The 25,140-nt window shown below is 61.7% G+C and carries 17 protein-coding genes and 1 tRNA gene; 11 read left to right on the top strand and 7 right to left on the bottom strand.

Annotation, left to right across the window (positions count from 1 at the left end; all coding sequences use genetic code 11):
• Positions 1-163 precede the first annotated feature (163 nt).
• Both ACVK00_RS01665 and ACVK00_RS01670 read left to right on the top strand, forming a co-directional pair.
• Positions 164-1,324 carry an IS30 family transposase gene (locus tag ACVK00_RS01665; protein WP_354123166.1) on the top strand — a complete coding sequence of 387 codons (1,161 nt, stop codon included), beginning with the start codon at positions 164-166 and terminating at the stop codon, positions 1,322-1,324.
• Between the two features lie 232 nt (positions 1,325-1,556).
• Positions 1,557-1,733, top strand: a complete 177-nt coding sequence (locus tag ACVK00_RS01670) for a CsbD family protein (RefSeq protein WP_212116179.1) — start codon at positions 1,557-1,559, stop codon at positions 1,731-1,733.
• Between the two features lie 112 nt (positions 1,734-1,845).
• Here the strand turns inward: ACVK00_RS01670 and ACVK00_RS01675 are convergent, their stop codons facing one another.
• Positions 1,846-2,181 carry a hypothetical protein gene (locus tag ACVK00_RS01675; RefSeq protein ID WP_175663816.1) on the bottom strand — a complete coding sequence of 112 codons (336 nt, stop codon included), beginning with the start codon at positions 2,179-2,181 and terminating at the stop codon, positions 1,846-1,848.
• A gap of 535 nt (positions 2,182-2,716) precedes the next feature.
• Here ACVK00_RS01675 and ACVK00_RS01680 point away from each other — a divergent pair.
• Positions 2,717-2,989 (top strand): hypothetical protein, encoded by a 273-nt coding sequence (locus ACVK00_RS01680; protein WP_006755264.1) that lies wholly within the window; start codon positions 2,717-2,719, stop codon positions 2,987-2,989.
• A 67-nt stretch (positions 2,990-3,056) separates the two neighbouring features.
• Positions 3,057-3,236, top strand: a complete 180-nt coding sequence (locus ACVK00_RS01685) for a hypothetical protein (RefSeq protein WP_284889117.1) — start codon at positions 3,057-3,059, stop codon at positions 3,234-3,236.
• A gap of 64 nt (positions 3,237-3,300) precedes the next feature.
• Here ACVK00_RS01685 and ACVK00_RS01690 read toward each other — a convergent pair whose 3' ends face one another.
• The 4 genes from ACVK00_RS01690 to ACVK00_RS01705 all read right to left on the bottom strand — a co-directional run bounded on the left by ACVK00_RS01690 (position 3,301) and on the right by ACVK00_RS01705 (position 14,124).
• Positions 3,301-4,482 carry a DesA family fatty acid desaturase gene (locus ACVK00_RS01690; RefSeq protein WP_354123167.1) on the bottom strand — a complete coding sequence of 394 codons (1,182 nt, stop codon included), beginning with the start codon at positions 4,480-4,482 and terminating at the stop codon, positions 3,301-3,303.
• A 103-nt stretch (positions 4,483-4,585) separates the two neighbouring features.
• On the bottom strand, positions 4,586-4,804 hold the full coding sequence (locus ACVK00_RS01695; RefSeq protein ID WP_012365720.1) for a glycine zipper 2TM domain-containing protein: 219 nt from the start codon (positions 4,802-4,804) through the stop codon (positions 4,586-4,588).
• Between the two features lie 181 nt (positions 4,805-4,985).
• Positions 4,986-13,613 (bottom strand): GH36-type glycosyl hydrolase domain-containing protein, encoded by an 8,628-nt coding sequence (locus ACVK00_RS01700; RefSeq protein WP_354123168.1) that lies wholly within the window; start codon positions 13,611-13,613, stop codon positions 4,986-4,988.
• A gap of 61 nt (positions 13,614-13,674) precedes the next feature.
• Positions 13,675-14,124: a type II toxin-antitoxin system HicB family antitoxin gene (locus ACVK00_RS01705; protein ID WP_175663595.1), complete on the bottom strand. Its 450-nt coding sequence runs from the start codon at positions 14,122-14,124 to the stop codon at positions 13,675-13,677.
• A gap of 343 nt (positions 14,125-14,467) precedes the next feature.
• Here ACVK00_RS01705 and ACVK00_RS01710 point away from each other — a divergent pair, with 343 nt between their 5' ends.
• From ACVK00_RS01710 to ACVK00_RS01740, 7 genes are all read left to right on the top strand, one after another.
• Positions 14,468-14,671 (top strand): hypothetical protein, encoded by a 204-nt coding sequence (locus ACVK00_RS01710; RefSeq protein ID WP_175663594.1) that lies wholly within the window; start codon positions 14,468-14,470, stop codon positions 14,669-14,671.
• Between the two features lie 161 nt (positions 14,672-14,832).
• A complete protein-coding gene (locus ACVK00_RS01715; RefSeq protein ID WP_354123169.1) occupies positions 14,833-15,654 on the top strand; it encodes a hypothetical protein in 822 nt (273 codons plus the stop codon).
• A 506-nt stretch (positions 15,655-16,160) separates the two neighbouring features.
• Complete coding sequence (locus ACVK00_RS01720) at positions 16,161-17,447, top strand: XRE family transcriptional regulator (RefSeq protein WP_354123170.1); 1,287 nt, start codon at positions 16,161-16,163, stop codon at positions 17,445-17,447.
• Positions 17,448-17,457: 10 nt separating this feature from the next.
• Positions 17,458-18,594, top strand: a complete 1,137-nt coding sequence (locus tag ACVK00_RS01725; RefSeq protein WP_354123171.1) for a beta family protein — start codon at positions 17,458-17,460, stop codon at positions 18,592-18,594.
• Between the two features lie 1,164 nt (positions 18,595-19,758).
• Positions 19,759-20,406, top strand: a complete 648-nt coding sequence (locus ACVK00_RS01730; protein WP_354123172.1) for a HEPN/Toprim-associated domain-containing protein — start codon at positions 19,759-19,761, stop codon at positions 20,404-20,406.
• Between the two features lie 251 nt (positions 20,407-20,657).
• Positions 20,658-21,359 carry a HEPN/Toprim-associated domain-containing protein gene (locus tag ACVK00_RS01735; RefSeq protein ID WP_354123173.1) on the top strand — a complete coding sequence of 234 codons (702 nt, stop codon included), beginning with the start codon at positions 20,658-20,660 and terminating at the stop codon, positions 21,357-21,359.
• 86 nt (positions 21,360-21,445) lie between these two features.
• Positions 21,446-22,027 carry a hypothetical protein gene (locus ACVK00_RS01740; RefSeq protein WP_354123174.1) on the top strand — a complete coding sequence of 194 codons (582 nt, stop codon included), beginning with the start codon at positions 21,446-21,448 and terminating at the stop codon, positions 22,025-22,027.
• Between the two features lie 408 nt (positions 22,028-22,435).
• On the opposite strand, the gene ACVK00_RS01745 is transcribed toward ACVK00_RS01740, so the two are convergent.
• Both ACVK00_RS01745 and rpoD read right to left on the bottom strand, forming a co-directional pair.
• Positions 22,436-22,514: transfer RNA gene (locus ACVK00_RS01745), tRNA-Ile, on the bottom strand.
• A gap of 138 nt (positions 22,515-22,652) precedes the next feature.
• The gene (gene rpoD / locus ACVK00_RS01750) at positions 22,653-25,070 is read right to left on the bottom strand and encodes an RNA polymerase sigma factor RpoD (protein ID WP_228909450.1); all 2,418 of its coding nucleotides are present in this window, start codon (positions 25,068-25,070) and stop codon (positions 22,653-22,655) included.
• Between the last annotated feature and the right edge of the window lie 70 nt (positions 25,071-25,140).

The raw sequence follows: 25,140 nt of genomic DNA on the forward strand, positions 1-25,140 counted from the left end.
TTGCCGACCCACGACAGCCAGCGGGCTGGCAGGCCGCACTCATTGTGCTTCGGAGCGTGAAGATGATGCTGTCGGCACAGGCCTGTGTCCGGCCAGTATCTCTTGCGGATTCAACCCGTCGATGCAACACACTTGAGGCTGCATAGCAGCAAGGAGTGTTGCAATGAAACAGAGACGGCGGATCTACTATACAGACAGCCAGAAGGCGTTAATGTGGGAGCGCTGGCGCAGGGGCGAATCGCTGCAGCAGATCGCCCAGCTGTTTGATCGGAACCATTCCTCGGTACAAGGGATTCTGGCCGAAACGGGCGGCATACAGCCAAAGCAACGGCGCCGTTCGAGCTTGGCACTGACCCTTGCCGAGCGGGAGGAGATCTCGCGCTCAGTGGTTGCTGGCGATTCGATTCGCGCGATTGCGATTCGGCTCGCACGTGCTCCGTCAACCATTAGCCGCGAGCTCAAGCGGAACGGCGGTATGCAGGGTTATCGGGCGAACAATGCTGACGAACTTGCGTGGGAGCGAGCCCGTCGCCCCCAAGTCTGCAAGCTCGTCAGGAACCGGGAACTCGCCCAGGTCGTGGCAAGCAAGCTCGGGCTGCAGTGGTCACCTGAGCAGATCGCCGGTTGGCTTAAGCACGTGTATGCGGTCAACAAGGACTATCAGGTGTCGCACGAAACCATATACCGCAGCCTCTATATACAAGCTCGCGGTGCACTCAAAAAGGAATTGCTCGAGCATTTACGGCGCTCGCGAGCTATGCGTCGTTCGCGTCATCACACGATGAAGACCGACGACCACGGCAGAATCTGCGACACCGTCCCGATTAGTGAACGCCCCGCGACCGTTGATGATCGTGCGATACCGGGCCACTGGGAAGGCGATTTGCTGTTCGGCAGCGCGAACAGTCAGATTGCCACGCTCGTCGAGCGTCAGAGCCGCTTCGTGATGCTAGTGAAGGTCGGCAGCAAGGATACGGAAACGGTCATCAATGCGTTGATTCGGCACGCCGGCAAGCTTCCTCAGGAACTCTACAAATCACTGACCTGGGACCGAGGCAAAGAGATGGCCGATCACACGCGCTTCACCGTGTCCACCGACATCAAGATCTATTTTTGTGATCCGCAAAGCCCTTGGCAACGGGGCTCGAACGAGAACACAAATGGGCTCCTCAGACAATATCTCCCAAAGGGGCTCGACCTCTCGGCCTATTCCCAGGCCAAGCTCAACGCTGTTGCCAGGCGGCTCAATGAGCGTCCGCGGAAAACACTAGACTTTGATACACCGGCTGAGCGCTTTCATCAATTCGTTGCATCGACGGGTTGAATCCGCACTCATAAGCCGGCGATCGATCCGATCGCCACCCGCATGCATACGCTGGCTTGCCGCCTCCGATTCGCGTACGGCAGTACGGCATCGTACCGACTTCCATCACGACGGCGCACAACATGTGTCGGGGTGCCTTGGTTGTCGCGCGCCAAAGCGCCCGATACGAGGCTTCGATCGGTTCGTGGTTTCGTATCGGTGAGACAGGCGACCCATGCCAAGGAGCAATGTGATGAACACGGATCAAGTGAAAGGCCGCATCGATGAAGCAAAAGGCAAACTGAAGGAAATGATCGGCAGGATCCTGGGGAATCGAACGACCAGAATGCAGGGTACGGTCGAGCAGGTCGTCGGAAAGACACAAGCCTCATTCGGTGACGCGAAAGCGCAATTCAAGAAGCGACCGTAGGGTGTGCGCGCGGCTCGTTCCGACGCGCCGCGCGATCGTGCAAATTGCGGTTGACTCGCCGGGTGCCGATAACACACGTCTGCACCCGGCGAATTCCGTTTCCAGCCGGCCGTCACGATGCCGCAGTGTGTCGGGTGTGATCGCTGTGCGCGGCGGCAAGTGGTGTGTGCTGCTCGTCTCCCACGCCGGGAAAGAATGCGTTCCACACGTCTCGGACACCTTTCGCTACGGTCGCATCCGCGGCAATCGTCTCCTGGTCGCCCGACTTGTCCGGATCGGAGCGCAAGCCTCGCCAACGCGTAAAGGCGAGCATCGGCTTTTCCGTCCATTCGCCATCACCAAACTTCGCAAACGCCGTGTCGCCGCTCACCAGTCGCACTTCATACCATCCGTCGCGAACAGGCGCATACCGGTTCAGCGTAAACCATCGTGTAGATTGGATTTTCATCATTGCCTCACTTGTCCATGGAGTGTTGTACGCGACAAAACTCCCATCTCGTCCGATCGACGCGTGCGCGCTTCCTAATAATCGGCGCACCGATTCAGCCACATCCGGCCTGCTGACGTCATATTGATGGAGCCGCCGGTGCGCGACTCGTATGCGAGCCCGTGAGTCAATAGTTCATTGGCTATGGAGCGTGGAATATCGGCTTGGGAATCCGGAATTCGATCAAGCGATTTGAGGGTCTCGACGACCTCGGGTGAAAGTGGGATGCACATGGCAGCCTCCTCGGTGTTGATTTTATCGTGAACCGGACGACACGCGTTGGTCTGTACGGTATCGACTATTTTGAAGCGAATTCTTCCGCAACCGCACCGCAACCCGGTGATTTATCCGTATCGAAAATATGATTCGGCATCCGATATTTTTATTGCGAAACCATTGTCAAGCGCGCACACTGAAGATACCTGCCGGTTTTTTGTCAAGGCATCGGCGCCCTTGAATCCTTCGGCGCCAACGGTTGCTCTGTCAGGAGCAAATCATGACCATCCCCACTCTCGAATATCGCGGACGTGAACTCCGCGTCTATTCACAAATGCTTTTCCCGCCGTTCGGCGATCCCCACGCCCCCGGCCCGAAGCGTTTCGCTTCAATCGTGCGCATCGATACGATTCCGGCGACCTCGGCAACGGCACCGCGTTACTCGACCATTTTCGAACATGGCGCTCCGCAAACGGCGGCGCTCGCACTCGACCTGGCGATGCAATTCGGCAAGGACATCGTGGACGGCAAGATCGCCCCCACAGCGATCTGATCCGTCCGCCGCATCCCGCTCGACGCGGCGTCTCGCGGGGCGGGCACACCTCACTCAGGAGCGATTCATGAAATATTACTCAGGCCCCGCAATTGATCGGCGCGATGACGCGACCCGGCAAAAGCAGCGGGATGATCTGGCCCGTGCCGACGTCGAACGCGCCGAAAAGCGCATCCGCCGGGATGCCGGCATCAATTCCAATGCGAGCAAGTGGCGTTATTTGCGTCCCGACAGTCGGGCGAGATGAGCGGGGCTTGCTCCGCGAACCGTTGCAGGCCGGTCCCGCATGGCAGGGCACCGGCGTGTCGCGATCACGCATACAGGCGCAGACGCATCGAGAAATCGGCAACCGCCTTGATGCCGCTCTGCTCCGCGCAACGGCACCAATCCTGCAACTGAACCAGCAATTGCTCGTGCGATGCGTGTGACCGCGTCCATAGCTCCAGCAACGCCTCGTACATATCCACGTACACGCGTATTCGCCGGTTCGCATTGGGGCTCGTCAACGCACGCAGATCGGGCTTGTCCCGATGGCCCCAGGCCTGGCGCAGCCAGCGTTTCATGCCGAGCGCGAACGCGCGCTTGTCGTCGCGGCTCATGTCCTTGATGCGGCGCAGTTCCCGTCGGCAGGCGAGTTCGAGCATGCGCGCATAGGCGGCCATCACCGCATGCCGATTGCGGATGATCGCTTGCAGCGTTGCGTCGTCGACCACTGCCTTGTTCGGCAGCGGGCGCGGCTTCGTTGCGACTCGCCGAACGGTCGCCAGTCTCAATGCTGCCAGCAGGCGGATGTACAGCCAGCCGATGTCGAACTCGAACCAGCGGTTCGACAGCCTGGCGGACGTCACGTATGCGTGGTGATTGTTATGCAGTTCTTCCCCGCCGATCAGGATGCCCAGCGGGAAAAGGTTGGTACTCGCATCAGGCGTCGCGAAATTCCGATAACCGCTGAAGTGGCCGCAACCGTTGACCACGCCGCCAGCCCAGAACGGAATCCACATCATCTGGATCGCCCACGCCGCCACGCCGGGCAGCCCGAACAGCCCGACGTCGATCACGGCCAGCAGCCCGACGCCGAGGTTCGGATAGCGGGCATAGACGTGGCGTTCGAGCCAGTCGTCCGGCGTACCCAATCCATACCGGCGCAGCGTTTCCTCGTTCCGCACCTCCTCCCGGTACAGTTCCGCGCCGCGAAGCAGCACGGTCGCGAGGCCGCGGGTTCGCGGGCTATGCGGGTCTTCCTGCGTCTCGCTCTTCGCGTGATGCTTGCGATGCACCGCGACCCACTGCGGCGTCAACATACCGGTCGTCAACCACAGCCAGAACCGGAAGAAGTGGCTGACGCACGGGTGCAGATCCAACGCGCGGTGCGCCTGACAGCGGTGCAGGTACACCGTCACGCCGATGATGGTGACATGCGTGAGCGCGAGCACGACCCACGCAAGCTGCCACCAGGACAGCCTCAGCTCACCGTTCAGAAGAAATGCCGACATATCGGTCACACTCCGAGCCATTCTCGTATAGTGCACGCTTCGCCGTGACGGCGAGTGCGCCTGCCGATTCCCTTCCCTTCATCCGGCCGGCCTGTTTCCCGATCTATTTCCCGACCTGATTGCCGACAACCCCGCCGACGGCCGCGCCGCCAACCGTACCCAACGCGCTGCCGCCCGTCAGGACCGCACCGGCGACGCCGCCGACACCGGCCCCGATCACGGTATCCGTTCCACGGCGAGACATACCGCCGCAACCGGTCAGCACGACCATCGTCATGGTGACTATCGCCATCTCGACCGCCACGGAATGTAGCTTTCTCATGATTATCTCCTCGGGTTGCCGCTGCGTCGTCCGATCCGGCTCGAAGCACGGAAGCCCATGCGCTGACGTCTCGATGGAATTCGAAACATCGGTTCATGATGGGAGGTAAATCGCGCACAGTCCGTCCGCTAACGTACCGGCCCGAATGCCAACCTGCCGACTTCCACGTCCGCCTGCCGCTTCACAGGAGCACCGCCTGCGCGGCCCCCAGCGTCACGACCACGCTATGACGCCGACCGTCGTCCACGAGCCGTACCGCTGCTTCGCCGGCGGCAAGCCGCACGCCATCCACGACGACGCGGGACACGCCGCCGCAGACGTCGTCCGGATTCTCGACGACGATGTCGTAGTGCGACGCCCCGTGACGCAGCGTTGCCCTGAAGCCCGGCCAGGATCGCGGTATGCACGGTTGAATCGACAGCAGGTCGCCCTGCCTGCGCAGGCCGAGCAGGCCTTCGACGCCCGCGCGATACAGCCAACCCGCCGAGCCGGTGTACCAGGTCCAGCCGCCCCGACCGACATGCGGCGTCACCGAATAAACGTCGGCGGCGACCACGTAGGGCTCCACCCGATAGCGATTCGCGCCGCTGCGCGTGCGGCTCCGATTGACCGGATTGAGTAGTGCGAACAGATTCGCAGCGCGATCGCCGTCGCCCATTTGCGCGAACGCGAGCACCGACCACGTGGCCGCGTGCGTGTACTGGCCGCCGTTTTCCCGGATGCCCGGCGGGTAGCCCTTGATATAACCGGGATCGACCGGCGAATGATCGAACGGTGGCGCAAACAGCAAGGCCAGGCCATCGTCGCGGCGGATCAACTGCGCTTCCAATGCGTCCATCGCCCGTGCGGCGCGCATCGGGTCCGCCGCGCGCGACAGCACGCTCCACGACTGCGCGATCGCGTCGATCGAACATTCGGCATTGCTCGCCGAGCCGAGCGGGGTGCCGTCGTCGAAGTAGCCGCGCCGATACCACTCGCCGTCCCATCCCGCATCGGCGAGCGCAGCGCGCAACGCGCCGGCGCGCGTCAACCAGCGCGCCGCCAGTGCGTTCGCGCCGCGCGCCGTGGCGAGCGGCGCGAACGCCGTGAGCGTCGCATGCAGGAACCACCCGAGCCAGACGCTTTCGCCCCGCCCGGCCTCGCCGACCCGGTTCATGCCGTCGTTCCAGTCGCCCGTGCCGATCAGGGGCAGGCCGTGCTCGCCGACCTGCGCGAGGCTGGACTCCAGTCCGCGCACGCAATGCTCGAACAGCGATGCGCTCGTTTCCGAGATGCGCGGGATGAAGAACGCGTCCTGCTCGTCGGCGGCGAGCGGTGGCCCGTCGATGAACGGGATCGACGCATCGAGAATCGCGCGGTCGCCGCTGACGTCGACGTAGTGCGCAACCGCATGGGCAAGCCAGACGCGGTCGTCGGAGATTCGCGTGCGTACGCCGCTGCCGCTTTCGGGCAGCCACCAGTGCTGCGTGTCGCCCTCGGGAAACTGGCGCGCCGCCGCCCGCAGCAGATGCTCGCGCGTCAGGGCCGGGCGGGCGACCGCGAGCGCCATGCCGTCCTGCAACTGGTCGCGAAAACCGTACGCGCCGCTCGCCTGATAAAAGCCCGCACGCCCCCAGATCCGGCACGACAGCGTCTGGTACAGCAGCCAGCGGTTCAACATCAGATCCATCGCACGATCAGGCGTTTCGACCTGAACGGCGCCGAGCGTCTCGTCCCAGAACGCCGTCACGGCGGCGAATATCGCGTCGAGATCCGCCTGACGGTAATGCACGATCAACTGTCGCGCCGTTGCCGCATCGGCGCCTTCGCCGAGCAGCAAGACGATTTCGACGCTGCCGCCGGGTTCGAGATCGACCGTGGTCTGCAACGCGGCACACGGGTCGAGCCCGGCGCCGACGCGGCCCGACAACGGCGACGCGCCGGTCTTGCCCGGAAAACCGGCGGGATCGCTCAGGACTCCATTGCGGCCGATGAACTCGCGCCGGTCCGCGCTCCACGAGGTTTGCAGGCCGCATAGATCGGCGAACGCCACTCTGCCGCGATACACCTGACTCCAGTCGTTGCGGGCAAACAGCGCGCCGGTGGGCGGATCGATCTCGCTCGCGGTGTGCGGCGCCGAGGCGCTGCGCGGCGCACCCAGCGCCCACTCCGCATAGATTGCGACGGACAGCCGGCGGGGCCGGTCCGACAGGTTGCGCAGACTCAGGCGGGAAATCTTGACAGGATCGGCCAGCGGCACGAACTGCAGCAACTCGACGGCGACATCGGCCGCGGAATGCGCAAACCGGCTGTAGCCCTGGCCATGACTCGCCACGAAAGCGGTCGCGCTCGGCGCGTCGTCGCCGATCGAACCCGCCTGCGGCCCCCAGCGCACGCCAGTCTCGTCGTCGCGGATGTAGAACACTTCGCTCGGCGGATCGGTAACCGGGTCGTTTGACCACGGCGTCAGCGGATGCTCGCGGCTGTTCGTCACCCAGGTATAGCCGCCCCCCTCCGCCGACGTCAGGAAGCCGCACGATGGATTTGCGACGACGTTGACCCACGGCATCGGCGTGCATTGGCCGGGCTGCAGGATCACGACGTATTCGCGGCCGCCGTGCGCGAAACCGCCGATGCCGTTGAAGTATTCGAGACGCTCGCCGGCCTGTGCGCCTTTCGGCGGCGGGATCACGGGCGGCGGCAGCGGCGCGCGCGCGGCATCCGGGCGCGCGGGCAGCGGCGAACCCCCGAGGCGCCGCAACTGGTCCACCAGCCGGCCGTTGCGCGCGGCGAGCACGGCCCGCGCAACGGCCGGAAACAATGCGCGCGCCGCCACCGCCATCAGGTCCTCGCGCAGGACGAAAATACTGCCGCGTCCGGCTTCGCCAGGGGGCTGCCGGGGCCGCACCAGCCCCTCGAGCGCCACCTGCAAATCCTGCACATACGACGCCGCGCGCTCGTTGATAATGACCAGATCGACCTCGAGCCGCTTCATCCGCCAGTACTCGTGCGCGCGAATCAACTGCCGCACCATGGCGATGTGCTCGATGTCGTCGATCCGGACAAGCAGTATCGGCAGATCCCCCGATACGCCATGCGTCCATAACGGCGACGCGCCCATTCCGCCCGCCGCTGATACCGCCGCCGCATGGCGCAGCAGTGCGGCGGAGCCCGGCCGCATCGACGCATCGCTGTAGAGCATGTATCCGGCCAGCTGCTGGAACAACGCGGCCTCGTCGAGGCTCACCGCGCTGTGCCGCAGTTGCACCTGCGCCTGGGTCCACGCGAGCATCGCCGCACGCGCGAACGATTCGCCGTCGCGATGCTTGTCGACCAGATCGAGCAGCTGCGTGCGCGAATCCGCGACGATGGTCCAGTAAACGATGCTCGCCTTCGCGCCCGGCTCGATGCGCAGCCGATGCCGCAACGTGAACACCGCGTCCAGCACCGCGCCTTCGGAAGTACTCAGCGCACGCCGTTCGGTCAGCGCAAGCGGCAGGCGAACGCTGCGTCCGCGTCCGATGACACGCAGGCGATCGGTATCGAATTCTTCCGCGCCGACGATTTCGCCGGCAGTCACCGCCAGATGAGCGGCCCAAACTTCCGCCTCGCTCGGCGCGCGCTTGCGGCGCGTCGCCAGAATTGCGCCGGACGCCGGCATGTACTCGGTCTCGATGAACAGCTTCGAGAATGCGGGATGCGCGTGATCGGCGGTTGCGGGCGCGAGCACGATTTCCGCGTACGACGTGAATTCGATCATGCGCGGCCGGGTGCCCGTATTGGCCGCCGACACCCGACGCACCTCTGCGTCGTCCTCGGCTGACACCACCACCTCGACCGACGTCGTCAAGGTGCCGTCGCGACGCACGAACTCGGCGCGATCCTCGGTGAACGTCACCTCGTAGCTGTCCGGTACCACGCCGGTGGGCTGCCACGTGGCCGACCAGACGTCGCCGTTCTCCGCGTCTCGCAGATACAGATAGCTGCCCCAATCGTCGCGCGTCGCGTCCTCCCGCCAGCGCGTAACGGCCAGATCGTCGCGACGGCTGTAGCCGGACCCCGCGGCCGTGAGCATCACCGCATAGCGGCCGTTGGACAGCAGATGCGTGACGGGAGCGGGATCGTTCGCGGACAGCAGGCGCCGCGCGACGCCGGCATCGATCCCATGCATCCTGCCGGCGGGGCGTGCGTCGACCCGCGGCCGCCCTGCCGCGACCCGGCCCGGCACCCGCTCCTGCAACAGCAGCTCGGTGGCGCGAACGGCCGGTTCCGCATGGAAGAAGGTGCGAATGCGCCCGCCCAGCAACGCATTGGCGATCGACACGATCGACATGCCCTGGTGATGCGCCATGAATGCCCGCACGATGGCAACCGGCATGCCTTCCGGCACGCGCGCAGGCGTGTAGTCGAGCGCTTCGTAGAAGCCGAAGCGTCCGCACGCGCCGGCCGCGCGCAACCGCTCGAAGTTGCGCGCGGCGGCGTCCGGCGCGACCATCGCCGCGAGCGCGGTCGCATAGGGCGCGACCACCAGGTTCTGGTCGAGATCGCGCTTGAGCCCCAACTCCGGCACGCCGAAGCTCGAATACTGATAGGTCAGCTCGATGTCGCGCGTGTTGTACGCCGACTCGGACATGCCCCACGGCAGCCGCAGCCCGTCGCCATAGGCGATCTGCCGTCGCACCACCAGGTGATTGGTACGCGCGAGCAGGCTGCTGTCCGGCGCGCGCATCACGAGCGACGGCATCAGGTATTCGAACATCGATCCCGACCACGATATCAGCGCCGCGCCATGCCCGATCGGCGTCGCCAGGCGGCCTAGCCGGAACCAGTGGCGCGCCGGGACATCCCCTTTCGCGATCGCGACGAAACTCGCCAGGCGAGCCTCCGACGCCAGCAGGTCGTAGTTGCCCGGATCGAGCTGCCCGTCGGCCACGGCGTAGCCAATCGAAAGCAGGTTCCGCCCCGGGTCGAGCAGAAAGCCGAACTCCATCGCATAGGCCATCTGCAACGCGGAATCGGCCAACACCTGAAGACGCTTGTTCAGCACGTCCGCTTCGTCCGGCGTGCGCGTCGCGTCACTGCAATGCCCTTGCACCACGTGCTCCAGCGCCTGCGCCCAGAACAGCACGTCGTCGACGTCGTCGCCCCGCACCCGGCCGATCTCGTCCATCAGCGCACGCGCGACATCGGCGACCGTCGCGGTGAGGATCGTGATCGCGGGCCATTCCGGTGCAGCGCCCTCCCCGGCCGGCGCGGCGAGCGTCTCCTCCAGCTCGGTCGCGGCCCGCTCGAACTCGCCGTGCAAGGCCGTCCGGGCGTCGCCATCTCGGCACACGGCCTTGCACAACAGCGCCAGCGTATCGCCGATCCCTTCATGCGCGGCCTGTCGTCCCACGCCAGCGGGCTGCTTCGCCCACGCTCGGCAACAATTGCCGAGCGCGATCAGGTGCCCGGCGAGATTGCCGCTGTCGACCGACGACACATACCGCGGCTCGAGAGGCCGCAGGTCGCGCGTGTCGTACCAGTTGTAGAAATGGCCACGATAGCGCGACATCAGCCGCATCGTCGCGAGAGTCGCCTCCAGCCGCGACACCGCGTCCAGCGTGCCAAGCCAGCCGAACTCGCGGGCGCTGACGGCGGACAACAGGTACAGCCCGATATTGGTGGGCGAAGTCCGGTGCGCCTCGACGGGCTTCGGGTCCTCCTGGAAATTGTCCAGCGGCAGCATCTGATCGTCGGCCGTCACGAAAGTCTCGAAATAGCGCCAGGTCCGGCGCGCGTCGCGCCGTAGCTGGCGCGCACCGTGCGGAGCCACCGCCAGCTCGCCCGCCGGCCGCGGCGCGCAACTCAGCCAGTAGGCGATCGCGGGCGCCGCGAGCCAGACCAGCGCGAACGGAGCGGCCAGCCAGCCCGCATGACGATCGAAGCGCCAGCCCACCAGCATGCTGGTGACCGCGGCAAGCAGTGCGAGCGTCACGCCGCCGCGCATTTGCAGATAGGTGAGCGTCAGGGTCCGCCGGTCGCGCGCGCCGGCTTCGGCCGCCGTGGTCCATTCGAGCAGGTGGCGACGGCTGATCCCCACGCGAAACAGCGTGCGCGCGATCGCGTCGCCCATCGACCATGCCTGCTGCGGCAGCATGACGACCGACAGGCCGAACCGCGTCAACGCGAACTGCAGCTCCTCCGACCACGCATGGAGCACGCTGCGCGTGGTCATCTTGACGTGCGTGCGCCGCCAGCGCGGCACCAGCCCGCTCAAGACGGGCAACAGGAACGGCAGCGCGATCGTCACCAGCACGAACGCGCTCCAGGCAAACGACACGGGCAGCGGCAGCATCCATCCGGCCAGCAGCGCGACCAGCATGGCGGGCGCAGTGAGTGTACGGCGCAGGTTGTCCAGCATCTTCCAGCGGCCGACCGCCGTCAGCGGTTCGTGGCCAAAAATCAACCACGGCAGAAGCTGCCAGTCCCCGCGTGCCCATCGGTGCAGGCGTCCCGCCGCGACGTCGTAGCGGGACGGCGACGCCTCGACGACCTCGACATCCGACGCCAGCCCGGCCCGCGCGAAAATACCTTCGAACAGATCGTGACTGAGCACCGCGTTCTCCGGCACGCGGCCGGCGAGCACCGCCTCGAACGCATCGACGTCGTAGATGCCCTTACCCGCATAGGAGCCTTCGTCGAACAGATCCTGATAGACATCCGATACGGCCGATACGTAAGGATCGATGCCGTGCGCGCTCGACAACACACGCTGGAACAGCGACCCCTCGTCGCCGCTCGCGAGGGACGACGTGACACGCGGCTGAAGGACGCCGTAGCCTTCGACAATGCGCCGGCTCGCCGAATCGAATATCGGCCGGTTGAGCGGGTGCGCCATCTTGCCGATCAGGCGGCGCACGGTATCGCGCAGCAGCCGCGTATCGGCATCGAGCGTGATCACGTAGCGCACGTCAGACGGCACGCGCGGCGGCCCGCCTGCATGCGAGATGAACGTCGTGTCCGATGCACCGCGCAACAATCGGTTCAGCTCGTGCAGTTTGCCGCGCTTGCGCTCCCAGCCCATCCAGCATCGTTCGCCGTCGTTCCACACGCGCTTGCGGTGCAGCAGCAGGAAGCGCTCGCCTTCGCCCAGCGCCGCCGGATAACGGCGATTCAAGCGGTCGATACCCGCCGCCGCGGATGCCAGCAGCTCGTCGTCGCTGTCGGCGTGCGGCGTGGGCGCGTCCATCCAGTCGGAGAGCAATGCGAAGTAAAGCGCACCATCGGGGCTCGCCAGGTGATGAATTTCCAGTTGCTCGATCTGCTCGCCGAGCGCCGCTTCCGTCGTCAGCAGCACCGGCACGGCGACCATCGTGCGCAGGCCCGGCGGAATACCGTCGAGCAAGGCGAGCCCGGGCAGGATCTTCGCGCCGACATCGCGCATCACGCTGCGATTGACGAGCGCGACGGCAGCATCGAGCACGGGCAGCAGGCCGGCGAGGCCGAGCCAGATCAGCCAGTGGCCGGGCGGTTCGACGCGCGCGAGCCACACCAACATGCCCGCCAGCAGCAGCGCGACAATCAGCCCGATACGGCCGAGATAACCGCCGAGACCTGCGTGACGTGTCAGGCGCCGCAACCATAGCGCAACGGGCGGCCGATAGCCGATCTCCGCTTCAAGTGCGGCGCGCCCTTCCGCCAGCAGGTAGTAACCGGGGTCCGTCTCGCGACCCGGCGCCGCGCCGGCGGCCGACGCGCGGTTCGCGCCCTGCGCCGCCGCAGCGGCGACGACGCGGCGCGCGATCTCCCGTTCGCTGACGGGCGCGCCGCGCGCAAGCGTTTCAACCGCATCGCGATACAGGTTGCGCGTGGGGAAATCCATTTCCGCGAAGCCCGGGTGGCTGCGCAGCACCTGATCGACGAGGCTGATGCGCTCGAACAGATCGGTCCAGTCCACCTCCGAAATCAGCCGCATGCTGGTGATCACGTTGCGTACCGTCAGGCTGGCTGCGCCCTGCTGGTGGTTGACGGACGCGACGATCTGATCCGGCGTCGCGCCGCGCGCCGTGAGGTGCCGATGTAGCCATGCAAATACCGGTGCCATGGCCGGATCGTGATCGTGCAGCCGCTGAATCAACTGTACGGCGAATGCATCGTGCAATACGGCCTGCTCATAACGGGCGACGAGCGGCTCCGTCTCCTCCCGTGCCTGCCCGCGTTCGCCGAGCAGGCGATCCGCGAGCGCGTCGGCGTCGAGCCGCGCGCGCCGGTCGTCAATGATCTGATCCGCGAGCCGCCGCAGGTTTTCGATCAGCACGATCCGCAACGTGATCGCCACCGCCCACAGTTCGCCGATCGTCAGCGGTTCCACGGCCTGATACGCAAGCATGAAACGGCATAGCGCGTCGGGATCGAAACGGCTGTCGGTATGGGCGACGAATGACCAGTTGATCCCGAACACGCGCGGATATCCCGCAAACGGGCCGTTGCCGAGCTTGGGCAGTTGCCGGTAATAGCGCGGGGAAAGATCGTCACGGATCTGCCGCACCTGCTCCCCGACGAGATAGTAGTTGTCGAGCAGCCACTCTGCCGCGGGGGTGATTTCCTCGCCGCGGGCGTCCGCCGCTACCGTGTTCCGGTACGCCTTCAGCAGATGATCGGCGTTGTCCTTCAGCCGTGTGGCGAGCGACGGGCCAGAGGCCCCGGCGGGCAGCACCTTCTGCCCGCGAGCCAGACTGCCCGCAAGCTGCGCCAGCCGCTCCTCGCCGAAGAACTCCTCGCGAATCGGGCGTGCATTGCTCCATGGCGATGTCCGGCGTCGCGAAACACGCGCAACGTGAATCTTCAACGCACCTTCTCCCGAATGACCACTCCATCCGCCCAGGCTTCACGTCCAAAGCGTCTCACCGTCAAGCCGCTTCCGACAGCGATTTCACGGTGGGTTCGGAACGCACCGCGACGTGCTGCGCTGATTGGTCGGCGTTCGCACACGCCATCGACACGAATGCATCGCGAGTCGTGTGCAGCGCGCTCGCCTTCAGGTCGATGTCACGCACAATGCATTTCGGTAGGCACAGCTCGATCCTCACGGAACTCGAGGTCATCCCGGTCAGGTCGATATCGAAGAACCGCCAGATTCCGTTACCCACGTCGACATCCGACGCCTGCAATATCGACATATCCGTGGTCGGCGGCGGTACAAGACGCGCGGAGCGGTCGTAGCAGGCCATGACCTGTTGCGCCGCAGCCACCAGCAACTCGTCATACGAGTCACCCGCCACATCGATTTCCGGAAAATCCGGAAGCGCGCCGCGATAGCGGGGATTCCCGTGCCGCGTGATATAGACCGGATATTTCATGACTCGCTCCTGACGGAAAATGCAACGAAAGTCATCATGCATTGCGGGGCTCGACGAATCTGTACGCTGAAGAACAGTCTGCGCGGCATGCTCAATCGCGCTTGAAGCGCAGGGAGCCTGTATTCCCCATCGGTCATGTACGGCAGCGTACCGACTGCCGAAGCCTGCAGACGCATGGTGGTACTTCACGCGCAGATTGGCGATGGATCGTAGACTTCATGACGAGGGGTACGTCGTGACGAACGTAGGCCGTTGCGCCCCCTATCGCCTGCGCGGTTTGATTCGATTCAAGCAGTACAAGCCTGAACCGTGACGCAACGCGATTTCCTGACGGAGCCGTTTGATGAACGATCACCCGAAGCGAGAAAAAAATTTCCAGGACAACCAACAAGAACAGGCGGAGGCGCGTGCGACCGACGACGGCATGCCGGTCGTGGGTCCGCAGCGAAAAAACCGGCATCCCCTTTCGTGGAAAGCCGTTACGCGCAGACGATATATTTCCGATGCAAGGAAACGTCTCGGCATGAGTTTTCTATTGACCCGGTAACGTACCCCGTAGTCCACTTCCTCGCGCTCAAGCAGAACGAGGAGCCGCCCCAGCAAGGCGGATTGCGAAGCCGGCCAAACGCCGGCTTTTTACTTTGGCACGTCGCCCGTCAGGATAAACGGCGCGCGTGATGCCGCCCTATCAGCTGGCGGGCCGACAGCATGGACGATACCGTGCGCGGCGCTTGCCGGTCTTGCGCATTGCTCGCGACGAGTCGCGGCTCCGTCGCCGCGTCCCGGTATGGCAACGACAATGATGGGAAGCTGGTCGGACTACAGTGCAAGAACACTGTATCCGGTGTCACCGAAGAAATGATTGCTGAAGAGGTCAATAAGGCCGATGCGTTTACACCCGCTTTGACGCACCTGTACATTGCAACCACCGCAGATACTGATCGGAAGATTCAAAGCGTGGTCGGGAACCTTTCTGGAGTGCGAGAAGCAACCGGAAAATTTGGCGTCAGCATACTGTTCTGGACAGACATCTGGCAGGACCTGACGAAAGATGAAAGGAGTCTGTTCCAACACTATCCGCAACTACAGCCACGAGAGGCGGAGCAGAAGCTGACTCACGATGAGCGCCTATTTCGGGAGTTTCAGTCGGTTTTCCCCTTCGAACCAGCCGTTCGCCTGCTTCGCGAGCAGGATTTTGGCGCTTCGTTCTCCAAGGAAGCCATAAGGCCGCTCATGGATTTCGTCGAGACCTGGGATCAGCCGGAGAAAGAGTTTCTGGACTCGGAACTGCAGCAGGCGCTGCAGAGCTTTTACAAGGCAGCCGAGAATATGGCAATGCATGTGGTAGAAAAGACGGTGCCAGTCGGCAACATGGAGTATCTGTCAGTATTTCCAGATGCCCAGCGCGCCGTCGGTCCCCGCTCCCCTTCTGTGATCGAGGACGCCCGTATCCTGAATGAAGAGGCTTCTAAGTTCGTGCCCGTCTATGAACAGTTTTTGCGTCTATGCCGACGCAAACTGGCAAGTTGAACGGCCGGGACAACGAGCGTGAGGAGAATTCAAGGATACATCGACGTCGCGATTCGTCACCAGGCCGTGTTTGCTCGACTTGGCGCGAATTGCCTTCATGCAGCCGTTTTCCCGAAAGCCTAGCGTCACTGCCCTTGGAATGCCACTCGATGCGTAGCGAAGCCGCCACGACACGACGACGCTCGCCACGACGGCGGTCTTGGCTTGGCCGCCAAAGGGTCGCCGAACCAGTCGCGCTTCATCGGGCGCGACCTGTCGAGAGTGAGTCGCTGCCATTCTCACATCCGAGTCTCCAGCACGGTGGAATGCCCGCCGTTCGGGCAGCAGCGCGAGAGCACAAGGTGCAGCAAGACGACGTCTAGCCGGACAGTGCGGGCGCACCGCCGGCTCCTGCAACGTCCGCCGGATGGTCTGGCACAACCGAAATGATAATGAAAGGAAGTGAGACTGCCACTCAGTCGACCACAGATTTCGCACACAACATATTTGTAGTGTACAATCTGCTCATGTCTCCTGTTACCCTGATTTCTAATGAACGCCAAGCTCGCGAAACCGCAGCCCTGATCGAACAGATTGGCCACGCGTTGTCTTCCGAGCAAACCCTCAAGTCGATTGTTGAAGGATTGCCGAGGGAGGTGATCGATGGAGTCCGACGCTCCCTTTCGACTGAAAGGCAGGAGTTGTCCGAAATATTGGAGGCTTACCAGAACGCGAAAGAAGGCGATTTTGAGCTGCTGAAACGCAAGGCTGAAAACGATCTCGGCGAGGTCTTAATAGTTGCGCGTATCGCCAAGGACTGGTCGCAGAAAGACCTTGCACGAAAACTCGGTTTGCGAGAACAGGCAATTCAGCGGTACGAATCAGAGCGTTATCGGTCCATCAGCCTCGCCGGCTACATACGGGTCGCTCGGGCCCTCGACGTGGATTTGACCGCAGATATCCGGCCGGTCAATGAGAATCGCTGGGCGCCTTCGTTCGAAGTTTCGCCAGCAGAAGCGCAAAAGGTGCTCAAACACGCCCGGGCGCACGGGTGGCTTCAAGGCGACAACGGATCTGACGAGAACGGCATCAGCCAACTGGTCAAGCATGTCGCGGAGCATGTCGAGATGCATGGCACCCCCTCCTTACTTCGCACCGGTCTTAATGTCAAGCATCACTCCGAGGATTGGACGTTACTTTCCTGGAAAGCCCAAGTAACGCGCAAAGCGAAGGCTGTCATTGATCGCGACAAACTCAAGTACCGGCCGCTCGACGTGTCCTGGCTGAAAGACCTGGTTCGGCTAAGTAAGCTAGACGATGGACCGGCGCAGGCGGGTGACCTGCTCAGGCAGCATGGTATTGTTCTGATAGCGGAACGCAACATCCCGGGAATGAACGTCGATGGAGCTGCCTTCTTAGTCGACCATATCCCGGTCATCGGCCTGACGCTTCTACGCGACGCATTGGATAATTTCTGGTTCACGTTGATGCACGAAGTCGGCCACGTGATTTTGCATTACAGAACAGGCTTGGCAGCGGGGTTTTTCGACGACGTCGAAAGCGTGGAAGTTGACGAGTTTGAAGAAGAAGCGAATCGCTTCGCGTCAAACATGCTCATCCCCGAAGAACTGTGGTCGCGGTCCCCGGCACGCATTGCTAAAACAGCTGATCCTATCGAGCGTTTTGCGGATCAGTTAGGAATCTCTCCCGCAATTGTTTTTGGGCGTATTCGCATGGAGCGAAACAACTACGCCCTGTTTTCGGACAGAATTGGTCGCAACAAGGTACGCAGGCAACTACTTTCGCAGCCCTAGGAGGTTGTAAGTGAAGGGAAATAAGATCTTGTATTGCCCGGCATTGCGCATGAAAGCGGGCGAACTAAGCGGCGTCCGCGAACTGGCGTCTGATGTTGCTGCACATGTCCTCCCTCGCTTTATCGTGCCACCGCCAAGCGAAAGAGACGACGATCAGCCGGAGCTTTTTTTGCTCGACGACACACCTGACGTCGGCGGACTATTGTCCCGGCATTGGCTTAATCGCCCTGCGATTATCGACTCGACATACCTTATCTCCGAACGCGGAAGAGACAGCCTCGCGTCGTGGCTACCGCAAATGTTTCGCCGTGCAAGAAGCCTGCACGTGAGGGCCGTTCCGATGGCGAGGCTCACGGATCTGGGCGATCTTGAGATGGACGCGTTCAAGGAGTCCATCGCCGAAGAAGATGATTTGAAATTTTGCTTCTGCGTCAATTCCGGCGAGATGGTGGGAGCAGAATTTGGTGTAACGCTTTCTCGCGCTGTCGAGCAGTTGGGTTTGCAAGCCGTTGACTGCGCCGTCATTGCTGACTTCTCGGATTCCGATTTTTCTGCACCGGATCTCGTTGCACCTATTATCGGCGGGGCGCTGGAACTGCTCCAGGACCTCGGACAATGGAAGCACATCATCTTCCAGGGGACGCACTATCCTGAGCAGAATCCCGCTGGGCATGGCGCTAGTGAACTTTGGCCTCGCAATGAATGGGCCGCATGGCGGCAGGCCGTAAGCTTCGACCCCGCAACGGCAGAGCACATGATTTTCGGCGACTATGCGGCCGATTGCGCGAAAATGGTCTTCGGGGGTAGCGGTGGAAAAGCGATTCGCCACTACCGTTACACCACGGAATCCGCTTGGTTGGTTGCGCGAGGCGGTAAGGCCGGCCCAGATAAGACGGTCATGAAAGAGATCTGCGCGAGAATCGTTACAAGCGGGCATTTCGCAGGGGCACAGTTCTCTACGGCCGACGCATATATCGCACTTACCGCTCAGGGACTAGATGGACCGGGCAACTCCACCACCTGGCGGCAAGTTAATACGACACATCATCTAACACGCGTTGTCGTCGACGTTGCGAATGTGCGAGGAATCTCGATCGAAGCGCTTCCCGTGCAGGATGTGGGGGCGCAGTTGCCTTTGCTCGAGTAACGGCGTTCTCCCGGTGCACTCGTAACTCTTCGAACGCGCGGGCGTAGCGACATGCTGCGCCACCGTACTCCGCATTCGTGTGCGCCTACCACGACGGGCCGTTGGAACAAAATGTGTCGAAGAGAGGCTTCATCTGATGAACGCCCGATGAGCCCCCAGCGGCATGGGCAGCATAGCTCATTCGGGGAGCGCAGGCACCCGTTGGACCGCCGGGGGCTAGCTGATGCCCTTGCCGCAGACCGCCCCCAGCCGTACGGCGAGCAAACAAACCGCCCTACCTCCTAACGCGCTGCGACCGGTCAGGCTACCTCCCACGTCTTCAACTCCCGATAACCCGGCACGGTCGTCTCTAGGCGGTCACTTGCGGTTCGCGAAATGTAGCCGAACTGTTGACGGAGATCCTCGAGCACCGCCCGCTGGCGCGCGCTGATCGAGTTGTTCCCTCTTGCCCGTTCTGCAAGGGCCGTCGCGAATTCTGGTACGCCGGTGACCTGAACGCGCTCGGGAGCGCGCAGTGGCAGATCCCCTCCTATGCTTTTCCGACACGCTGACTCGCATCGTGGAGGAGGTCCAATCGCCGAAGTTCCCAGCCTGCGTACCAAGGTGTTGAACCAAACGTCCCACCGGGGAAAGCATCCCACCGCCGAACCCGAATTGATTGTTTTCGTCGCCGGCAAGCGCAGCGCAGCTTTTTCCCTCGCCGCCCTCCGGTCTGACAGGTCTCGCTCGACGAATCTCGTACTCCAGAGACATCCTGGCGAGGCAGCACCATCACTTGTGCAGATCAGGCGAGCAGTACGAAGCGGCGACGTCATCCGCCGAGCGGTGCGCGACCCAAGCGTCAACTCAAGACCGGCCCCCAGTCAGAGCCACGCTCGGAAATCGAGATGATTGGCGGAAGGCTTGACGCACAAAAACACATTGATTTTCAGAGAGATTTTCGGGAAAAACGTTTCTTTTCCAAAAAACACCGAAAATCGTTGGAAAAATCACGATCATCACTCCACGGTCGCACTATACCCTTCCAGTCGATCACTCGCATGCAAAATTGCATACGAACTTGTTTCCGCCGCTCATGTCGCTGAAGCCATCGGCAAAGCGATGGACATCGAAATTCGATATTAGATAACCAGTTTTGGAGATGAAATCATTATGGAAGCCTGCTTGCAGTTCAAGATTGCGGGGTATCCGGTCGCTTACATGAGGAACAGTGGTCTGCCGTGGCAGTTCGCTCTTGAATCTGGATTTGTGTCAACGCGAGCCATTCCATCTTCGAACGGTGCCGGTGAGCATCTGTATCTCTCGACGGCAGGCACCATACGCCGCCGCCTCAATTCATCCGGCTACGACCGTAAAGCATTGGAGCTGGAATACCTGAAATACATGGACCAGGCTTTCAGCCGCTGGGACCCACCATATTTCTTTCGAGACGACAAAGCCAGTAACGCCACGACCGCAGCTCAGCGCGCGGAAGCATTTAGATTCGCGAGTCTTGATGATTGGTTTTTCGCGCTCAAAATGGCTGTGGGAATTAGAAATTCCGGACATTTGACGCGCGCCAAACACATTGACTACTCCGACCCGTTTATAGACATAAATGCGCTAGTCGATATAGTTATGGGACCGGAGTCTCTGCCCAGCAGTATCAAAGTGCCGAGTCATATGGTTGGCGGCTTCCCCTGCATCAGCGTGGAATGCATGGCACTTGCAATGCTCGAAGTCGTACCCGATGACGCGGAGTGCGTCCTAGATGTTTTTGAACTCGTGCCTTTGTCTGACGACCTGATGCCGACACGAGAGAACGCCGTCTGATGTCGGTATGTGCGGAAATCGCGCGTACTGGTATCAAGGGTAGGTGTGCCGTATGTCATGGCATTCAGATGCGGAGTGGGTCGTCCGCAATCGGGAAAATCGGCGATTTTTATGCCTTCATCAGACGTTCCCGCGACTATACGTACGTGTGAAGCGTTGCAATCCGGGTGATGGTGGATAGATCAACGGATACGCGCCACATAGATAGACAGCGCACTTTTGTAGCATCCACTTTCTGAACGGGGGTAACTATGTCTCTCCACGCTTTTATTCAAATTGGCGGCTATCCGATTGCCTCTACGAGACACCAATATCGTCGATGGTTCTTCGTACGTGAGGACAGAATCATTCGAACACGAACAAAAGGTCAACGAAATCTAATCACTCACGCCTTGCCCGATGACGCCAGTGAATGGAGCGAACCGGAAACAGACTACTTGTATCTTACGAGAGCAGATACACTTCGCCGGCGTCTTGCAATCGCGGGCTACGACCGCTCGTCACTGGAACTCGAGTACCTTAAATACAGAAATATAGTATTTAGGCATAGCAATCCACCATATTTCTTTCAGGACCACTATCTCAATACCGCCAAGACGGCGCATGCTCGTGCCGAGGCTTTCAGGAAGGCAACACTTAACGATTGGCTTGACGTACTGGGAGATGCGGTTAAATCTCGCATTCATTATTGGACACGAAGCCATGAAGGTCTCACACCCTCGAATCTACTCGTCGATATCGTTACTGGTCGCGATTCCCCTAATTTCAACAGCATAATGCCACGACACCTGCTTTCTGGATTTCCCTGCACGTCCCTGGAATGTATGGCCGTCGCAATGCTAGAGATTGTTCCGGATGATACGGAGTGTATTCTTGATGTGAGCGACATCGTCGAATATGGCCCCACATATTGTTTTGAAGACCTCATCCTTTCCGGGAGAAGTACAACGTAACTCATCTTTCGCTGTGACATGTCGCATACGAAATTTACGTACTCGACAATGGAATTACCACACTGCCCCAAGCAAGAACAATTCACATGAAGAAGACCAGCATGCAACTTAAAGCCGCAGACCTTCACGCCGGGACGACCGACGCGCTGTACACGTATATGATGGATTGCCAATTTAATGAAGCCCACCTGACTTCGATGTGCCTTTCGTTGGCATTGGAATACGTGTATCAACCACGTCCGCGGTTCTGGCAGAATTTCGACCTGACGTATCTCGTCACTGCAATGAACCGATGCATCCCGAATTGGCAAAATGCTCTCGAAGACACCGGCCGTGATGTGAACGAGTTGCTGCGGAACGTCAACGAATTCTTGCGACTCAATGCGTTCGATGAAGCTAACGCCGAAATGTTGCTGGCGCTGCCGGCTCACGAAAGGCCATCTGACGCTACCTCCGCGTTCGAGTGGCTTTCCGCTCAATTCGCCAGAAGGGGATTGAAGACGGAACTCGAGTTCGGGAGGCGAGACCGCGATGCCTGCGGTAAGCACGCACTCGAGGTTCTTCATTGTCTTGAGGAAGCCGCTCAAGGACGCACCGTCGACAGAACCGGGACTCTCCTCGCTCGTGTATATCGCGACTCCGTTATGGACACGCTCGCGACTGTTTGAGCGCAGACGACGCCGGGGCCACCGTCGCCGAGAGCCGACGCGCGCAAACGGCCATCGTCGAGCGAGTGCTGGGTGCCGGTCGATCAGTCGCCGGCGCAGTCGTTCGCCCGGATGCCCCATGAGGTCGTGACCGGCATCCGAGGCGTCATAGACAGACGTCAGAGGGGCTAGGAGGCGCTCGGACTGAGCTAGGCATCTCCGGTACATCAGAAACGAAAAAGCCGACCCACCGGGTCGGCCTTTTCGCGTCGAATCGCGGTCGATTGCCACCGCAAACCAAACCTTCAAACGTACAGCCGATTCCCGATAAAGCAAAACGTGGCCGATCGGGAAATAAGGCATAACGTGTCCAGGTGGACAACTTATGCTTAACGGCACAACTTCCCTGGATGACCCTGAAAGAGAATCTGGTGGGCCCCCCGGGAGTCGAACCCGGCACCAACGAATTATGAGTTCGCTGCTCTAACCAAGCATGAGCTAGGGGCCCAGATGAGAAGCATGGCGTGCTACATGTCGCCCCGGCAACGAAGCCGGGCCGGCATTGTAACAACAAAGACGACAAAGGAGACAAACGCCACCGGCATCACGCGGATACCGGCGGCGTTCGCAAGTGAGACGCTGGAAATCAGTTCCCTTCGAGGAACGACTTCAGCTTGTCGGAACGGCTCGGGTGACGCAGCTTGCGCAGCGCCTTGGCCTCGATCTGACGGATCCGCTCACGCGTGACGTCGAACTGCTTGCCGACTTCCTCGAGCGTGTGATCGGTGCTCATCTCGATACCGAAGCGCATCCGCAGCACCTTCGCCTCACGCGGCGTCAGCGAATCGAGCACATCCTTCACGACGTCGCGCATGCTTGCATGCAGCGCGGCATCCGCCGGCGCGACCGTGTTGTTGTCCTCGATGAAGTCGCCGAGATGGGAATCGTCGTCGTCACCGATCGGCGTTTCCATCGAGATCGGCTCCTTCGCGATCTTCATGATCTTGCGGATCTTGTCTTCCGGCATCTCCATCTTCTCGGCGAGCGTTGCCGGATCCGGCTCGAGACCGGTTTCCTGCAGGATCTGCCGCGAGATGCGGTTCATCTTGTTGATCGTCTCGATCATGTGAACCGGAATACGGATCGTGCGCGCCTGGTCCGCGATCGAACGCGTGATGGCCTGGCGGATCCACCACGTCGCATAGGTCGAGAACTTGTAGCCGCGACGGTATTCGAACTTGTCCACCGCCTTCATCAGGCCGATGTTGCCTTCCTGGATCAGGTCGAGGAACTGCAGGCCGCGGTTCGTGTACTTCTTCGCGATCGAGATCACGAGACGCAGGTTCGCCTCGGTCATTTCACGCTTCGCCTGACGCGCCTTCAGTTCGCCGGCCGCCATCTGGCGGTTGGTTTCCTTCAGGTCCTTCAGCGGCAGCACGACGCGCGCCTGCAGGTCGAGCAGACGCTGCTGCTGTTCGCGGATCGCCGGGATGTTGCGCGCCAGGACCGCGCTGTACGAATGGCCTTCGGCCGTGATCTTCTCGGCCCAGTCGAGATCCGTCTCGCTGCCCGGGAAGCGCGCGATGAATTCCGAACGCGGCATGCCGCACTTGTCGACGACGATGTGCAGGATCTGGCGCTCGACCTGGCGCACTTCGTCCACCTGCGCACGCAGCGTGTCGCACAGGCGCTCGACGGTACGCGCGGTGAAGCGGATCGTCATCAGCTCGGTCTGGATCGTTTCCTGCGCCTTCAGGTAGGCCTTCGACTTGTAGCCTTCCTTCTCGAACGCGCGGCGCATCTTGTCGAACCACTCGCTGATCTGCGAGAACTTGTCGAGCGATGCACGCTTGAGGGCTTCGAGCTGGGCGGCGTTGGCCGACGCCTGTGCGGCACCGTCGTCCTCCTCCTCTTCCTCTTCTTCCTCTTCCTCTTCGGCTTCCTCGTCTTCGTTCTCGATCGCTTCGGCTTCCTTCGCGGAGAAACCGTCCGTATCGGCGGAGTCCGAAGCATTCGGATCGAGCAGGCCGTCGACGAGTTCGTCGACGCGGATCTCTTCGTTCGCGACGCGCTCAGCCATCGCGAGGATGTCGGCGATCGTCGTCGGGCACGCGGAAATAGCCATCACCATGTGGCGCAGGCCGTCCTCGATCCGCTTCGCGATCTCGATTTCGCCTTCGCGCGTGAGCAGCTCGACCGTGCCCATCTCGCGCATGTACATCCGGACCGGATCGGTCGTGCGGCCGAATTCCGAATCGACGGTCGACAGCGCGACTTCCGCTTCTTCCTCGACTTCATCGTCCGACGACGCGGCCGGCGCGTTGTCGTTCAGGAGCAGCGTTTCCGCGTCCGGTGCCTGCTCGTATACGGCCACGCCCATGTCGTTGAACGTACCGATGATGCCTTCGAGGGCTTCTGTCTCGGTGAAGTTGTCCGGCAGGTGGTCGTTGATTTCGGCATAGGTGAGGAAGCCGCGCTCCTTGCCGAGCTTGATCAGCGCGCGCAGCTTCACGCGGCGCTCTTCGAGCTCCTCGGCCGTGCCGGGCGTGCTCGTCGCGAACGCTTCCTTCAGCAGCGCCTTTTCCTTGGCGCGACGATCGCGCACCTTGGATTTGCCCGGAGCAGCCGCGGCTGCGGGCTGCTCGTCGCTCTGATTTGCGTCGTCATCGACGGATACTTCGTTCAGCTTTTTGGTCATGGAGTTCGCCGTACCGGCTATATCGACTCGCGGCTGCTGGACGACAGCCGGTTGAACCGTGGGTGCATGAGTAGTACGTACTGCCGTTTCGTCCGCGGCGGCAGTCGTGTCCCTTGCGCTTTTCGCACTTGCCCGCTTCGCCGCCGGCTTGGCCGGCCCGGAGTCGGGTCTGGCGGCAGCCCGTGTTCTGGCTGCCGACGCCGGCGCAGCCTGAGCAGTGCCGGCCGCGGTTTTCTTTCCTGCAGGGGCAGACGTGGCTGAAGACGTTGTCCTGGTGGAAGAAGCAGACTTGGCCGCTGTGACCTTCGTGGTCGGCTCCGTCGAGCCCTTGCCTGTTGCTTTCTTTCCGCCTGTCGTCTTTGCCATCGCGATTCTCGCCTCTGCTTGGAAAACAAACCGCTGGAAACCTTATATTATAGCACGCTGGGGAGCCCTC

It is taken from the genome of Burkholderia sp. PvR073 (assembly GCF_054055695.1).